Below are 15,110 nucleotides of genomic sequence, written 5' to 3'. Positions count from 1 at the left end.
CCGATAGTCATTCCACAACGCCCCGAAATCGGGGTTTGGAGAGTGAAATGAAAGTCGAATCGTCTTCCCCGGACTCCCACATCGGTGCGGTCGCCGGTGGCCCGCAAAAGGCGGCCGAGAAGCCCAGCGCGGGTTCCGAAGCCGCAGCCGCTGCAGGCGCGGCGGCCAAGCCGCAGGCAGCCGGTGTCACCGTCACGCTGTCGTCTTCTGCCACCCAGGCCATGTCGGGTGCGGGCGGCAGCAGCAGCGACGTGTTCAACACCGAGAAGGTCGAGGCCATGAAGTCCGCCATCGCGAACGGCAGCTTCCAGGTCAACGCCGAAGCCATCGCCGACAAGATGCTGTCCAACGCCGCTGAAATGCTCAACAGCAGCTCGGGCGGCACCCGCGCCTGATCTTCAACTTCCCAAGGACCGCCATGGCACAGCCCTCCCACCCCTGGATCGCCTCGCTCAAAGCCGGGCTGGACGGGCTGGAGCAGGCGCTGCTGCAAGGCGACCCCGCGGCGGTCGAACGGGCCAGCGCGGGCGTGCAGTCGGTGTTGCAGCGAGCGCCCAAGACCGCCGAATTCGGCGTGCCGGGCAGCACATTGCGCCACGACATGCTGGAGGCCGCCCACCGCTTCGGCCAACTGCGCCAGGCCGTGTTGCGCGCCAGCGCGCAGAGCCAGCGCGCGGTCCGCAGCCTGCTGCCCCATCAGACCCCCGGCACCTACGGCCGCATGGCCGGCGTGCCCTCGTCCACCGGCGGCGCCGGTCGGGCCTTTCTCTCGGCCTGAGCCCTGCAGCCCACGCGCCGCGCACCACCGTCCTGATCACGCCGGCCTTCGCCGGCGTTTGTGTTGGGGGAGCTGGCATTCTCCTGCGGCAGCGCAGCGCCGTTCAGATGCCCATGGTGTATACGATGTGGGTCGCATCCCACCGTCCGGGGGTGCAGTGGACCAGAGGGCTTCAACCATGAACAGCACCCCGTCGCGCCGCGACCTGGTGGGTGACAACCGCCTGTACGGCATCGAGCTGGTGCGCATTGCCATGGCGCTGGCCATCGTGGTCTGGCACTACCAGCACCTGTCGTTTGCAGCGATCCCGGCGATCCCGTTTGTCCGCGAGCAGCAGCCGTTCTATGGAGCGTTGCGCTGGCTCTACGAACACGGCGCCTACCGGGTGCCCACCTTCTGGTGCATCAGCGGCTTTATCTTCTACTGGCTCTACCGGGAGTCGATCCCGGCGCGCACGGTGACCGGGCGCGACTTTCTGGTGCTGCGGGTGTCGCGCCTGCTGCCCATGCACTGGCTCACGCTGCTGCTGGTGGCGCTGCTCCAGGGCGTGCACCACCTGCAGAACGACCGCTTCTTCATCTACATGCACAACGATCTGCGGCATTTCGTGATGCAGGTCTTTCTGGCGAGCGACTGGGGGTTTCAGGCCGGCTACAGCTTCAACGGGCCGATCTGGGCGGTGTCGGTCGAGGTGCTGATCCTGCTGCTGTTTTTCGCGCTGCTGCGCACCCTGGGTGGATCGGCGCGCGTGGTGCTGGCCGTGTTGGCGGTGGCGCTCGACCTGCACCTGTGGAGCCCGGTGAAATCGCCCCTGGTGGACTGCGCGATGTACTTTTTTGCCGGCGGGCTGGCGGCGCTCGCCCTGGGCTGGCATGAAGCGCTGCCGCGATGGCGCCGGCCGGTGTATGGGCTGGTGGTGGTGTTGAGCGGTGCCTGCCTCTGGGCCTGGGCCGAAGCGGGGCAGCTCACCTCGCTCGACATGCGGCCCTACCTGCTGCTGGTCTATCTGCCGGTGCTGATCTTCCTGATCGCGCGTCCGGTCAAGGTGCCTCAGGCAATGACCGGACCGGTGCGCGTGCTGAGCAACTCGACCTACGCGATCTACCTGATCCACTTTCCCCTGCAGCTGTTGCTGGCCTGCCTGTTCACCTACACGGCCACGCCCGTCCCCTTCTACAGCCCGTGGTTCTTCGTGGTGTTCATGCTGGGCTCGGTGGTCCTGGGCGTGGGGATCAACCGGGCTTTCGAGCAGCCGATGCAGGCCTGGCTTCGCCGGGGCACCCGGGCCAGCACCAGCCATCGGCCCCCGGCCGGACATGCCTCGGGCGCATGAGCGTTCCGAAAGCGCTCAGGCCTCCGACGGCGCGTGCATGTGCGTGCCGAAATACAGGCTGGTGCGGAACATGTTCTGGGTGCTGCGGTAGAAGATGATGTATTTCTTGCGCGGGCCGCCGCGCGTGAGCCCGACGACGGGGGTTCGGAAGTCGACGAAACAGCCCATGTCGCTGGCCAGCTTGATCAGCGCCAGCGGCGTCCAGTAGGCCACGTGACCCGGGACGAACGGGTACTGGTGCATGCTGACATCGGTGCCGTCATAGATGTTGGAGCTGCAGATCAGGATGCCGTCTTCCTTGACCAGGCGCAGCAGCGACTTGAAGTGCTCGACCGGCTCGGTGAAGTGCTCGATCACCTCGGAGGCCACCACCACGTCCGACTGGGTCGCCACGGGGATGGCCTCGAAGTTGTCGGCTTCCTGCATGTTCTCCAGATCGACCAGCTTGGTGGTGATCTCGGGGTACTTGCGCTTCAACCACAGGTGGTCGGTGTTGAGGCCCGAGCCAAAGAAGCTGACGCTCGCGTCGTGTTTGCTCACGATCTCCATGCCCATCTCGGCCATGAAGAACTCGCGGCCCGGGCGTTCGTCGGTGGCGTTGCGCAGCTCGCGCAGGGTGGCCTCCGTTGACTGTCTGGCAATCACCTTGGCGAAGTGACCCACGTTGTCGGGATAGCGGATCAGACCGCAACTGCGGCACTGGTGACCGATCTGGGTCTTGTCCTTGTAGGGCTTGATGCGGCAGGTGTGGGACACGACGTCTTCTTCGCCGCCACAGACGGGACATTGGCTCATGGGGTTCTCCTCTAAAAAATGGGGGCTCAGACCCGGGCGATGATGCCGGTGTCGGACGAGCTGAGCAGCTTGGCGGACGCGAGCGCGACCTCGTAGGGGCTGAGCAGGGTGCGCTGGTCTTCGCCTGAAAAATTGGCGCGGCGCATCGAGGTGTCGGTGCGGCCGGGTACCACGCAATTGACGCGGATGCCATCGTCCTTCCACTCGTCGGACAGTGCCTGGGTGAGGTTGACGATGGCGGCCTTGCAGGCCGAATACGCCGAGTAGTCGGCCCGACCGCGCGTGAACGACGACGACGAAAACTGCAGCAGCATGCCGTGCGAGGCTTTCAGCGCGGCGTGGCTGCACTGCGCCACGTTGAGCGAGCCCAGCAGGTTGACCGAGACCTGCTGCGCCACGTCGGCGGGCGACTGCTGTTCCAGCGGGCTCTTGATCAGCAGGCCGGCGGCGTTGATCACGTTGTCGATGTGGCCCCACTCCCGCACCAGGCCGTCGATGGTGGAGGCCACCTGGGCGTGGTCGGTGATGTCGCAGCCACTGCGGCGCGACACGCTGTGCACGGTGCTGCCGGCCTCTTCGAGGATCTGAACGATGGCCTTGCCGATGCCCATGCTGCCGCCGAACACCACCGAGTTCTTGCCCTTGAGGTCCAGGCCCATGAGGTTGGGCGTGAGCTGCTGCTGGCGGATGCGGAACAGCTCGTCGGCCAGCACGAGGTCGATCGAGTCGGTGATCTTGATGTTCTCCGAGCTGCCCTTGACGATGCGCACCTGGCCCATCGGGTGGCAGGCCATGTAGATGCCGCAGTCGTCGGTGAACTCGCCCACCTTGTCCTGGCCCAGCTCTTCGTAGCTGCTGATCAGGGCGTCGAAGCGGAAGGCCTGCGGGGTCTGGCCGCGGTAGATGTGGTCGCGCTTGGGGATGCTCTGGATGAAGCCGTCGCGCTCGACGATGATGGTGTCGCTGGTCTTGATCGCCACGTCCACCGCCTCGTGGGCGGCGAGCGCCTCCACCACGTCGTGGATGATCTGGTGGCTGAGAAAGGGCCGGGCCGAGTCGTGCAGGATCACGTTTTTGGGCGGGTCGGCGCGCAGGTGCTTCAGCGCCGCGTACGACGAGGCCTGGCGCGAGGAACCGCCCACGATCACCTCGGCGCGCGTGTTCTTGAACAGGTCGCGCGCATGCTCCAGCGCGTCGGCCGGCACCGTGATCACGATGCGCGCGTCGGGCGCGAAGCTGTGCAGGCAGGCAAAGCTGTGCTCCACGATGGTCTTGCCCGCCACACGGATGAACTGCTTGGGGATGGGCGAATCAAGCCGCGTGCCGCTGCCGCCGGCCAGAAGAACAAAAGCAAAGTCACACATCACGCCACCTCCGCCGGTTGGTGGGCGTCGAGCACGCCCTTGAGCAGGTCCAGCGTGTCGGTACGCATGCCGCCCGGACGGCCCTGGTGCCGCTCCATGAGCTGGATCACGCGGCTCAGCTTCTCGTATTTCTTCGCCCGGATCGCCTCCAGCGCGCGCAGCCGCCCGACGATCTGGTAGACCATCCCGCCCACGTCGACCGTCGAGGGCGATTGCAGGTGCGAGATGTACTCGGGGTCGGACTGGCGCCAGTTGCCGAAGTTTTCGGCCAGGTTCTTCTCCACATCGCCGGGCACGTAGAAATCAATGCCCAGGAAGCTCACCGCCTTCAGCTCGAAGGGCGTGAATGCGAACTTCTGCAGGTAGCCGAAGTACGACTCCACGCCGGTGACCCACATGCCGTCTTCGGGGTGGTAGATGAAGATGTCGATGGACACGCGGGTGGCCTGGTGCATCACCGGGATGTGGTAAGCCTTGCGGCCGCGCAGGCGCCGCGAGTCGATGCCGAAGTGCCCGCTCTGCAGCAGCGCGTTGGCCACCTCGTACTGGTCTTCCCAGCCGACGATGCCGACGTCGATGTCCTTGTCGTGCGCGAGGATTTGGCCTTCCCGGGCGTAGCCCAGCAACGTGCCCGAGACCAGGAAGGCTCGCTTGCCCACCGCCGACAGCGCGGCCTGCAGATCGACCAGCGCCTGCGAGGCCTGGCCCGGGTCAAACACCCGTTTCTGCTTCTCGGCCACGGCCTCGGAATCTTCGGTGGCGTGGATGTCTTCGTTCAGCGAGGCGGCGGCGTCGGCCGCGCACATCAACGCCGTCAACTCGTCGAGCGAGGCGATGGTTTCGGGCAACTGGCCGGCGTGGCACTGGGCACGCGCGGTGTCGAAGACGGCGTGGATGCGGTCGTCGGGGGTGGTGGCCCCCTTCGCTGCCAGGATCGACGCCGGGTAGTTGCCCGACACGAAGTGGCACAGGCTCGCGAACAGAGCCAGGCGGCTGCGCACCTTGGCCACGGCCGGCAAGGGGCTGATCAGGTGGTCGCGGATGCGGGCGTAGGCCTGGCCCAGCGCCTCGATGTTCTGCGCCTTGCCGATGAAGGAGTGGCGGTTGAACAGCAGCTTGGTGAGCCGCAGCCAGTCGGACACGTCGGGCTTGCGCCGCACCAGCTCGCGCACCATCTGGTCCACCAGGCCGAAGCCGTTGTGGTCGATCGCCAGCTCCACCGCGTGGAACCAGTCGTCCATCCCGTTCGCACACTTCTTCAGCGCCGCCGGGTCCAGCTCGCTCGCCTGCAACAGCGCCCCGGCCACCTGGCGCAGCGGGTTTTTGGGTGAGATGGCCGCGAGCTCGGGGCTGGGCGCCGAGCGCGCCAGCGCCTGGTAGATGGCGAGCCAGACCTGCCCCTGGCGCAGGTTGCGGCGGTTCTCGACCGCCAGCGAGGCCAGGTAGATCACGGTGGCCGGCAGCTTCATCAACCGGGCGGCGTTGAGCGCCTCCTCACCGAGCAACTGCAAGGGCATCTGTTCATGGGTCAGCTGTTCCAGCGCGTCGTAGGCCTGCGCCCTGAGCAGGCGGTCGATGGTGGTCACGCGGGTGAACTCGGCTTCAAGCATGGGGGCTCCTCGTTGTTGTTCTGGCGAGCGGTTTTGCAAAGGCGGGTTCAGTGTTCGCGCAACTTGGTGCGCAAGCGCGCGATGGACTGGCTGTGCAGCTGACAGATGCGCGACTCGGTCACGCCCAGCACGGCCGCGATCTCTTTGAGGTTCATGTCGTGCTCGTAGTACATGCTCATGATGTGCTGCTCGCGCTCGGGCAAGACCTTGATCGCGGCCACCAGGGCCATGCGCATGCGGTGGTCCTGCAGCAGCGCCGAGGGGTCGGCTTCTTCGTCGCCCATGTGGCGGTCCAGAAAACCCTCGTCGTCGTCGTCGCGGCCGCTGATGTCTTCGAGGTACACGAGCTGGGTGCCGCGCACCTTGGCCAGCAGGTGCTGGTACTCGGCCAGCTCCATGCCCAGTTCCTTGGCGATCTCGGATTCCAGCGGTGCGCGGTGCAGCTTCTGCTGCAGGCGGTGCACGGCATGTTCGATGTCTTTCTGGCTCTTGCGCGAGCCGCGCGACATCCAGTCGCCTTCACGCAGCTCATCGATCATGGCGCCGCGGATGCGCTGGCTGGCGAAGGTCTCGAACTGCACGCCCTGCGAGGGCTCGAAGCGCGCGATGGCCTCGGTCAGGCCGATCATGCCGACCTGGATCAGGTCGTCCACCTCCACGCTGGGCGGCAGCTTGGCGATCATGTGATGGGCCAGGCGGCGCACCAGCGGGCTGTACTTTTTCAACTGGTCGTCCCGGTTGAGGGTGCCTTTGGCGGTGTACATCGTCGTCAACTCCAGAGTGTGGGAAGCGCGCCCGAGCGGGTACTGCCCAGGCCGGCAAAGCGGGGGTCTCGCAGGCCGTGAAAGGTGTCGCGGCGCACCGGACGGCCGAGCGCGCTCTCGAGCACGCATTGGCCCCAGACCGGCTCGGTCCAGGTCTCGACGGCCAGGTTGAGGTGACGTTGCGCGCAACCGGCCACGGTGTTGAGCACCTGCTGCAGCGGCGTCTCGGGGGCGTCGCTCTCCATCGGTGCGAGCACCGGGGTGGCGCCGGCCATGCTCAGCAGCTTGAGCGCACCGTAGGCGTCGATGCTGCTCTGCGGCTGCGACAGCACCGGCACCATCACGCGCGCGGCCAGGCCGCTGAACAGCGGCGACATCTCGTGCGGCGGGGCAAACAGCAGCACCAGAGCGCCCGCGGCAAACGGCGCCAGCAGGCGCGAGAGCGCGACCGTGCCGCCCGCGGTGTGCGCGGTCTGTTGCAGCGCCTTGAGCCCGAGCGCACCCGGCATCACCAGCCACTCCTGGCCTTCGGCAGGACGGCACAGGCCGGAGATCGAGGGGTCGAGCAACGCGTGCAGCAGGCCGAGGTGGCTGCCGTCGTTGGGGCGGCGCTCGGTGCTTTCGGTGGCCGTGCCATCGATGATCACCGGCACGCGGCCCAGGGCTTTGAGGTGCGCCGCGAGGGTGCAGAGCATTTCGTAGGCGCGCGCCGGTTGCCCCGGGCTGGCCACCGGCATCATGGCCGGGCCGCCGTGCACCGGATCGGCGCGCAGGCCGGCCGCCTGGTCGAAGCCCACTTCAAACATGGGCGCCTCCGAGGGAAATGCCGCGCGACGTGGCCTGCGAGTAATAGAAGCCCAGGTCGCCGGACAAGGGGTCGTAGGCCGACTTGCCGCTGGTGCCCAGCGACATGCGCACCAGCGCCGGGGCGTCGGGGTTCTGCCAGTCTTCGGGCACGCGCTGGCCGTTGGCCACACCGCGCAGCACCACCTGGTGGCGGATCAGGGCGTCCAGCGAGGGGCCGAGCTTGACGGCTTCGTCCACCTTGGAGAGCACCACCCCGTGCAGGGAGCTGGCCTTGAACGAGGTGAGCACGTCGTCGATCGTGTCGCCGTGGGCGCCGGCGTTGAGCACCAGGCACTTCTTGACCTTGGGCATGTCCAGCACCTCCAGCATCTCCTGGATGCGCTGGTCGCGCTGGCCCAGGCCGGCGGTGTCGACGATGACCATGCGCTTGTTGTCCAGCAGGTTGAGCAGGTCGTGCAGCGCGGCGCGGTCGTGTGCCAGGTGGGCCACGACGCCGAGCATGCGGCCGTAGGCGCGCAGCTGTTCGTAGCCCGAGACGCGGTAGGTGTCGAGCGTGATCAGGCCCACGCTGCCGGCGCCGAACTGCTGCACGCACTGGGCGGCCAGCTTGGCGGCGGTGGTGGTCTTGCCCACACCGGTGGCGCCGATCAAAGAAATCACACCACCCTCGTCGCACAGGCCCGCGCTGGGCGCGGCCACCTTGAGGTTGCGGGTGAGCACGTCCACCATCCAGCGCATGGCCTCGGGGGCTCCCGCGTCGGCGGGCACACGTTCGAGCACGGCGCGCGCCATGGTGGGTGAGTAGCCGGCGCGGATCAGCTTGAGCATCAGGTTGGACTGGATCGGGTTCTGCTTGGACGAACCCAGCCAGGCCAGCGTGTTGAAGCGCTCTTCGATCATGTCCTTGAGCGCCGAGAGCTCCACCGCCATGCGGCCGTCGCCGTTGTCGGCAAAGCGCTGCGGCGGCACCGAGTCTTCAAACGCGGGCTGGGCGCTGGCGCGGGTGCGGATCGGTGCCGGTTCCGGCGCTTCGTTGAAGCGCTGCACCGGCACGTTCAGGGCCGGCTGGGCCTTGGGCTGCACCTGGATCGGGGCCTGGCGCGGCGCGGCCGCACGGGGTGCGGCGGCGCGCGGCTCGGGCTGGGCCGGTGGGGCCTCGGCACCGTCGTCGCCGTTCATCGCCGCGCGGCGTTTGCGCAGCATGCGCTCGCGCACGTACTCCTGGAACGAGAGCGTGCTCATCGACAGCTGCTCGGTGTCGCTCTCGACCGAGTTTTTCATCGGCACGGGCAGCTGGGCCGCGGCGCGGGTGCGGATCGGTTGCATGCGCTCGCCCAGGGGCGCCTGGGGCACCGAGGCGGACACGTTGGCCAGGCTCTCTTCGGCCGCGGCCATGACCTCGAAACCGTCGTCGGTGGCTCGGCTGGAGAGGATGACGGCGCTGTCGCCGAAAGCGTGGCGCGCCTTGGTCATGGCCTCGCGAGCGGTCGGGGCGGTGAATCGCTGGATGTTCATGCTGCTAACTCCCCAAGAATCGGGCCAATGCGGATGAGGTGGGTTTCAGGGATTTCGCTGTGGGCGAGCACCTGGAGACGGGGCGCGGCGCGGCGCAACAGACGGGCCATCGCGTTGCGGATGGCGTCGGGCACCAGCAAGCAGGCGGGCACGCCCCGCTCTTCCTGCTTGTTGGCGATGTCGGTGGCCGACTTGCTGAGCATCTCGGCCACGTTGGGGTCGAGTGCGCCGGCGGCGGCGCCCGAGAGGGCCTGCATCAGCAAGCGCTCCAGGCCGGGTTCGATGGCGATCACTTCGAGCTCTTTGACCGAGCCGTAGATCTGCTGGACGATGGCCGGCGACAGCGCCATGCGCACGCGGCGGGCCAGCTCGACCGGGTCGGTGGTGTGGGGGGCGTGCTCGGCCAGCGACTCGATGATGGTGCGGATGTCGCGCACATGCACCGACTCTTCCAGCAGCAGCTGCAGCACTTTCTGGAACGAGGCGATGGAGATCATCTTGGGCACGACTTCTTCGATCAGTTTCGGGGCCAGGCGGGTCACGTGTTCGACCAGTTCCTGGGTCTCCGTCCGGCTCAGCAGCTTGGCTGCCTGGACTTGCATCAAGTGTGAAAGATGCGTCGCCAGCACGGTCTCGGAATCAACCACCGTGAAACCCGCCATTTGCGCGTTTTCCCTTTGCTTCTCGTCGATCCAGTGCGCGGGCAGGCCAAACGCGGGGTCGGTGGTGGGGGTGCCGATCAGGGGGGTGTTGATGCCGCCCGGGTCGATGGCCAGGAACATGCCGGGGAACACCTCGCCCTCGCCCACCACCACGCCACGCAGGGTGATGCGGTAGCCGCTGGGGCGCAGTTCGAGGTTGTCGCGCACGTGCACGGCGGGCGGCAGGAAACCCACCTCCTGGGCGAATTTCTTGCGCACGCCCTTGATGCGGGTCAGCAGGTCGCCCGCGCGGTTCTTGTCGACCATCGCGATCAGGCGGTAACCCAGCTCCAGGCCCAGAAGATCGACCGGTTGCAGGTCGTCCCAGCTGGCCTCGCCGTCGTTGTTGACCACCGGGGCTTCGACCGGCGGCGCGGGCTTGCTCTCTTCCTTCAGGCGCCACCAGGCAATGGCGCCGGTCATGATGGCGAAGGCCAGGAACACGGTGTGCGGCATGCCGGGCACGATGCCCAGCAGGAACAGCACCGCCGAGGTGATGCCCATGACCTTGGACGACATGAACATCTGGCCCATGATCTGGCCACCCAGGTCGGCGTCCTTGCCCACGCGCGAGACCACCATGGCCGCGGCCACCGAGATCAGCAGGCCGGGAATCTGCGCCACCAGCGCGTCACCCACCGCCAGCAGGATGTAGCTGTCGGCCGCCTCGCCGGCGCTCAGTCCGTGCTGCACCATGCCGATGATGAAGCCGCCGACGATGTTGATGAACAGGATCAGGATGCCGGCGATGGCGTCGCCGCGCACGAACTTCGAGGCACCGTCCATGGAGCCGAAGAACTCGGCCTCTTCGCCCACCTCGGCGCGGCGGCGCTTGGCCTCTTCCTCGTTGATCAGGCCCGCGCCCAGGTCGGCGTCGATGGCCATCTGCTTGCCGGGCATGGCGTCCAGCGTGAAGCGCGCCGACACCTCGGCAATGCGCTCCGATCCCTTGGTGATCACGACAAAGTTGATCACCACCAGGATCGCGAACACGATGAAACCGACGGCGAAGTTGCCGCCGATCAGAAAGTGGCCAAAGGCCTCGATCACCGCGCCGGCCGCGCCCGGGCCGGTGTGGCCTTCCATCAGCACCACGCGGGTCGAGGCGACGTTGAGCGAGAGGCGCAGCAGCGTGGTCAGCAGCAGCACGGTGGGGAAGACCGAGAAGTCCAGCGGGCGGCGCATGTAGGCCGCCACCATCATCACCACCAGCGCGATGGCGATGTTGAGCGTGAAGAAGGTGTCGAGCACCCAGGGCGCCAGCGGCAGCACCATCATCGACAGCACCGTGATCACCAGCAGCGGTGCGGCCAGGCCCTGGGCCCAGGCCGCGTGGCGACCGAAGAACTGCTGGAGGAATTTCAGTTGGGCGTTCATTTAGACAGCTCCCTTGGCGGGTTTCCAGTGCGGATCGAGTTCGGGCGGCACCTCGGGCGTGGGCACATCGCCGGGCATGGCACCCCGGCCGGCCATCGCGGCCTTGAGCTGGTACACGTAGGCCAGCACCTGGGCCACGGCGGTGAAGAGCGCCGACGGGATTTCCTGGTCGATCTCGGCGTGGGCATAGAGCGCGCGTGCCAGCATGGGCGACTGCAGCACCGGGATCTTGTGTTCCTTGGCGACGTCGCGGATCTTGAGCGCGATCAGGTCGGCGCCCTTGGCGATCACGCGCGGCGCGTTCATGGTGGTGTCGTCGTACCTGATGGCCACGGCGTAGTGGGTGGGGTTCATCACCACCAGGTCGGCGCGCGGCACCGCGCCCACGCTGATGCGCTGGGCCAGCTCGCGCTGGCGGCGCCGGCGTTTGCCCTTCATCTGCGGGTCGCCTTCGCTTTCTTTGTGCTCGCGCTTGACCTCTTCCAGCGACATCTTCAGCCGGTTGGCGTGCAGCAACTTCTGGATGGGGAAGTCGACGACCGCAAACAGCGTGATCACGACCAGCAGGATGGTCACGCCGGTCTTCATCCAGATGCCGAGCTGACCCAGCGAACCCTCCAGCGGCAACATCAAGAGGCCAGAGAAGGCCTGGATGTGAGAGGACAGGAAATTCCACCCCACCGTGCCAACGATGGCGGTCATGAAAACCAGCTTGATGGTCTCGACCAACTGCTGCTTCGAGAAGAGCCGACCCAGGCCGGCCAGCGGGCTGAGCCGCGTGAGGTCGGGGGCAATGGGGTGGGTGCTCAGCGCCCAGCTGCCCGAGGCGAACGCAACCCCCACGGCCAGCGCAATGGTCGCGACCCCCAGCGGCAGGTACACCATCAGGCCGTGGCCAAAGCCACCCGTCAGGCGCTCCACCATGAGCTGGGGTTGCAACAGCGCGCGGTGGTCAAACCGCAGCTGCGCGTTCAGCGCGTCCAGCATCAGGCCGAACCCCGTGGGCAGCAGCACCATCAACAGCACCGCGCCCCCGCCCAGCACCGACAGGTTCGCCAGGTCCTTCGAGCGCGGTATCTGTCCCTGCTCGCGCGTCTTCTTCAGGCGCTGCGCGGTCGCCGGCAGGTTCTTGTCTTGTGCGGAAGAGGACATCGATCTGACTCAAAAGGGGTTGAGTCAGATTGTGGAATTCAGGTCGGAAAACTAAAGCGCGATTAAGGCGGTGAAGCACCGCCTTATTCCAACGAGGGTCGCGATTTTCGCGTGAGGACGAGGCGGCTCAGGTCATGGCGCTGGGGGTTTTGGCCACGGGTCCACCGGTGCGCAGGGTCAAACCGCCCGCCTGGCGTTTGGGCTCCCCCAGTGACACCTTGCTCGTGCTGGTGGAAAAACGGCCACGCAGATCCTGCACCATCTCAATCAGGCTCTGCGCATCCGGAATCTTGGCCGTGTAGCGGTTGAGCACCAGGTAGGCGGTTTCGATCAGCTTGCCGTTGAGCGTGGCATTGCCGTGGAAGATGAGGTTCTTGACGGCCGCCTTGGGGTCACCCCCCACGCTCAGCGACAGGGCGTGTTCGGTCAATTTCAGGATTTGGGTCTGTGCGCCACGTATGCGTTCGGCATAAGGCGCATGCGCGGCCGCCGAACCCGCCAGCAGCTCGGTCAAGGCACGGCTGGTACAAAACCGCATCCCCACCGTGTCCACCACCGATTCCACTTCCTCCAGCTGGATCGCCTTGTGGGCCAGTTGAGCCATCAGGGTCATCAGGTTGGCTGCCGATTCGAAATCGAATTCGGGCGCCCTGACCATTTTGATCATCGCGCGCACGGCATCCAGCGCCTGCGCAAATTGGTGCTGCTGGATCAGCGAAAGGGCTCCCACGATGTCCGACAGGCGCCGGTGGCGCAGGCTGTTCGGATTTCTCTCCAGCAGGCGTGCGAAATCGTCACGGCAGCGTTGCAGCCCTTTGCGGTCATCGTTCTCGAGCCGGGCAAAGGCCAGCAGGAGCAACACCTGGCAGTCGAACATTTTCGAGTCCAGGCCGATCCGCGTGGTCCGGTCCAGAATCTTTTCTGCCTCTTTGCGGTCCCCGGTGTAGTAGGTCATCATGCCCAGGTTCTGCAGGCGGCTGATGGACGCCGGGGTGAGATCGCTGGCCATTTTGTAGATGTCCATGGCCTTGTCGAACTTGCCCAGATCGAATTGAGCCCGCCCCAAGACGTCATAGGCATCGGCGTAGCTGGGGTCCTCGCTGATCAGGTTCTCCAAGGTGCTGACGGCCATTGAAGTCTGGCCCGAATCCAGCAGGGACCGTGCGACGCCCAGCCGGGCCCAAGGCAGTGTCTTGGCCGCGACGATGGCTTCATAGAGCGTTTGGGCTTCAGCGGCTTTGCCCACGCGCAGCAGCAGCTCGGCACCCACGCGGGCCGCGTAGAGCCAGAACGGGCCCCGGACTTCAAACCGCTGCAGACACATGTGGGCCGCGCCTTCGAAGTCTTCTGCCTCGATGGCCGCAAAGATGTTGCCCAGGGAAATCTTCCGGATGCGCGCCTGTCGCAGGCGTTCGGCCAGTTGCGTGGCCTTGTGGGGCTTGAGCAGATACCCGTCCAGCGCGGATTCGGCCGCCTCCGCCACTTTGGTGTAGGTGGCTTCGCCCGTCACCATGATGAAGACGGTCGAAAAAGGCAGAAGCTGGTTGCGCCGCAGATCGTCCAGCAGGTCCTGGCCCGACGTGGCTTCTCCTGAAAAATGGTGCTCGCACAACACCACATCAAACGAGCGGTACTCCAGCTGACGACGCCCATCCACCAGTCGCGAGCATTGCACGACCGTGCCCATACCGAAATCACGCAACTGGGACACCAGAATGGAGCGCGACGTCGGGTTGCTGTCGATCACCAAGGCCAGCGAGGCAGACAGATCGTCAGCGGATGGTTCCATCAAAAACACCCCTTCTGCATGGCCATACCGGGCGTTGATCCTGCGTGGCTTCGTCGTGTGCCCGGGTGCTGAAGCCGGGCCCCGCCGAAGCGAGCGCTAGAAGCCCAGGCTCGCCAGCAAATCATCCACACCCGCCTGGTCGCTCACCACATCGGCGCGGCCTTCGGGAGCGACCACCGGTCCCTCCAGAGGTGTCATCGAGTAGGCGCGGTCTTGGCCGGGCTGGCCGGTGGGGGCGGACTGCAGCAGCAGGCCGAGCAACTGTTCTTCGATGGTGCCGGCGAGCTGCACCACACGCGCGATCACCTGGCCGGTGAGATCGTGGAAGTCCTGCGCCATCATGATCTCGGTCAGGCGGGCGTCGCTCTGTTCACTGTTGTCGATCACGTCCTGCGACCACTGCAGCAACTCGGGCATGGCCTTGGCCAGGCCGGGCACCGCGCCGATGGTGGCGGCCAGCTGGCGCCCGCGCTCGGCGATGAGCGACTGCTCGGTCTTGGCGAGTTCGACGTGGTTGAGCACCTTGTCGGCGGCCTCGCCCGTCAGGCGCGCGATGTACGAGAGGCGGCTCTGCGCGTCAGGCAACTGGTCCACCGAACCCTTGAGTTTGTCGGTGTAACCCAGCTCCTTGAGCGCGTCGTGCAGTTGGCGCGTGATGGTGCCCAGTTGCTGGAATATTTGTGGGCTGCCTGGGCTGTCGGTGGCGCTCGGTGTCATGTGGTGCTCCCTGTACGGCTCAAAGGCCCAGCTTCTTGAAGATGTTGGTCAGCTTGTCTTCCAACGTGGCCTTGGTGAAGGGCTTGACGATGTAGCCGGCTGCGCCGTTCTGCGCCGCCATCACGATGTCTTCCTTGCGGGCCTCGGCCGTGACCATGAGCACCGGCAGGTGCTTGAGCGACTCGTCCTTCTTGATCTCGGACAGCAACTGGAACCCGTTCATGTTGGGCATGTTGATGTCGCTGACGACGAAGTTGAAGGTGCCGTTGCGCAGCTTGTTGAGCGCGACCACGCCGTCTTCGGCCTCGTCGGCATCGCTGTGCCCGATTTCCTTGAGCAGGTTACGCACGATGCGGCGCATGGTGGAGAAGTCGTCAACGATCAGGAATTTCATCGGGGTGGACATGG

14 protein-coding genes are annotated in these 15,110 nt (G+C 66.2%); 3 read left to right on the top strand and 11 right to left on the bottom strand.

Annotated features, from left to right (window positions below; all coding sequences use genetic code 11):
- Positions 1-47: 47 nt before the first annotated feature.
- The 3 genes from flgM (at position 48) to B0E41_RS13715 (ending at position 2,111) form a co-directional block, all read left to right on the top strand.
- On the top strand, positions 48-395 hold the full coding sequence (gene flgM / locus B0E41_RS13725) for a flagellar biosynthesis anti-sigma factor FlgM (RefSeq protein ID WP_077331718.1): 348 nt from the start codon (positions 48-50) through the stop codon (positions 393-395).
- Positions 396-418: 23 nt separating this feature from the next.
- Complete coding sequence (locus B0E41_RS13720) at positions 419-778, top strand: hypothetical protein (RefSeq protein WP_077331717.1); 360 nt, start codon at positions 419-421, stop codon at positions 776-778.
- Positions 779-956: 178 nt separating this feature from the next.
- The gene (locus tag B0E41_RS13715) at positions 957-2,111 is read left to right on the top strand and encodes an acyltransferase family protein (RefSeq protein ID WP_077331716.1); all 1,155 of its coding nucleotides are present in this window, start codon (positions 957-959) and stop codon (positions 2,109-2,111) included.
- A gap of 15 nt (positions 2,112-2,126) precedes the next feature.
- On the opposite strand, the gene B0E41_RS13710 is transcribed toward B0E41_RS13715, so the two are convergent.
- The 11 genes from B0E41_RS13710 to cheY all read right to left on the bottom strand — a co-directional run bounded on the left by B0E41_RS13710 (position 2,127) and on the right by cheY (position 15,108).
- Positions 2,127-2,906, bottom strand: a complete 780-nt coding sequence (locus B0E41_RS13710) for a methyltransferase domain-containing protein (protein ID WP_077331715.1) — start codon at positions 2,904-2,906, stop codon at positions 2,127-2,129.
- A gap of 26 nt (positions 2,907-2,932) precedes the next feature.
- Positions 2,933-4,270: a bifunctional cytidylyltransferase/SDR family oxidoreductase gene (locus B0E41_RS13705; RefSeq protein ID WP_077331714.1), complete on the bottom strand. Its 1,338-nt coding sequence runs from the start codon at positions 4,268-4,270 to the stop codon at positions 2,933-2,935.
- Entirely contained in the window at positions 4,270-5,880 is a 1,611-nt protein-coding gene (locus B0E41_RS13700) for a hypothetical protein (protein ID WP_077331713.1), read from the bottom strand. Before B0E41_RS13700 ends, B0E41_RS13705 begins: the two co-directional genes overlap by 1 nt.
- Before the next feature lie 47 nt (positions 5,881-5,927).
- The gene (locus B0E41_RS13695) at positions 5,928-6,644 is read right to left on the bottom strand and encodes an RNA polymerase sigma factor FliA (RefSeq protein WP_077331712.1); all 717 of its coding nucleotides are present in this window, start codon (positions 6,642-6,644) and stop codon (positions 5,928-5,930) included.
- 5 nt (positions 6,645-6,649) lie between these two features.
- Positions 6,650-7,450: a hypothetical protein gene (locus B0E41_RS13690; RefSeq protein WP_077331711.1), complete on the bottom strand. Its 801-nt coding sequence runs from the start codon at positions 7,448-7,450 to the stop codon at positions 6,650-6,652.
- On the bottom strand, positions 7,443-8,966 hold the full coding sequence (gene flhF, locus B0E41_RS13685) for a flagellar biosynthesis protein FlhF (RefSeq protein ID WP_077331710.1): 1,524 nt from the start codon (positions 8,964-8,966) through the stop codon (positions 7,443-7,445). Before flhF ends, B0E41_RS13690 begins: the two co-directional genes overlap by 8 nt.
- Complete coding sequence (gene flhA / locus B0E41_RS13680; RefSeq protein WP_077331709.1) at positions 8,963-11,044, bottom strand: flagellar biosynthesis protein FlhA; 2,082 nt, start codon at positions 11,042-11,044, stop codon at positions 8,963-8,965. Before flhA ends, flhF begins: the two co-directional genes overlap by 4 nt.
- On the bottom strand, positions 11,045-12,196 hold the full coding sequence (locus B0E41_RS13675; protein WP_077331708.1) for an EscU/YscU/HrcU family type III secretion system export apparatus switch protein: 1,152 nt from the start codon (positions 12,194-12,196) through the stop codon (positions 11,045-11,047).
- Between the two features lie 127 nt (positions 12,197-12,323).
- Positions 12,324-13,985, bottom strand: a complete 1,662-nt coding sequence (locus B0E41_RS13670) for a response regulator (RefSeq protein ID WP_077331734.1) — start codon at positions 13,983-13,985, stop codon at positions 12,324-12,326.
- A gap of 96 nt (positions 13,986-14,081) precedes the next feature.
- Positions 14,082-14,702, bottom strand: a complete 621-nt coding sequence (locus B0E41_RS13665) for a protein phosphatase CheZ (RefSeq protein WP_077331707.1) — start codon at positions 14,700-14,702, stop codon at positions 14,082-14,084.
- A gap of 19 nt (positions 14,703-14,721) precedes the next feature.
- Complete coding sequence (cheY, locus tag B0E41_RS13660) at positions 14,722-15,108, bottom strand: chemotaxis response regulator CheY (protein ID WP_077331706.1); 387 nt, start codon at positions 15,106-15,108, stop codon at positions 14,722-14,724.
- Between the last annotated feature and the right edge of the window lie 2 nt (positions 15,109-15,110).

It is taken from the genome of Hydrogenophaga sp. A37 (genome assembly GCF_002001205.1).
GTDB lineage: Bacteria > Pseudomonadota > Gammaproteobacteria > Burkholderiales > Burkholderiaceae_C > Hydrogenophaga.
This window is presented reverse-complemented; position numbering and strand designations above follow the sequence as displayed.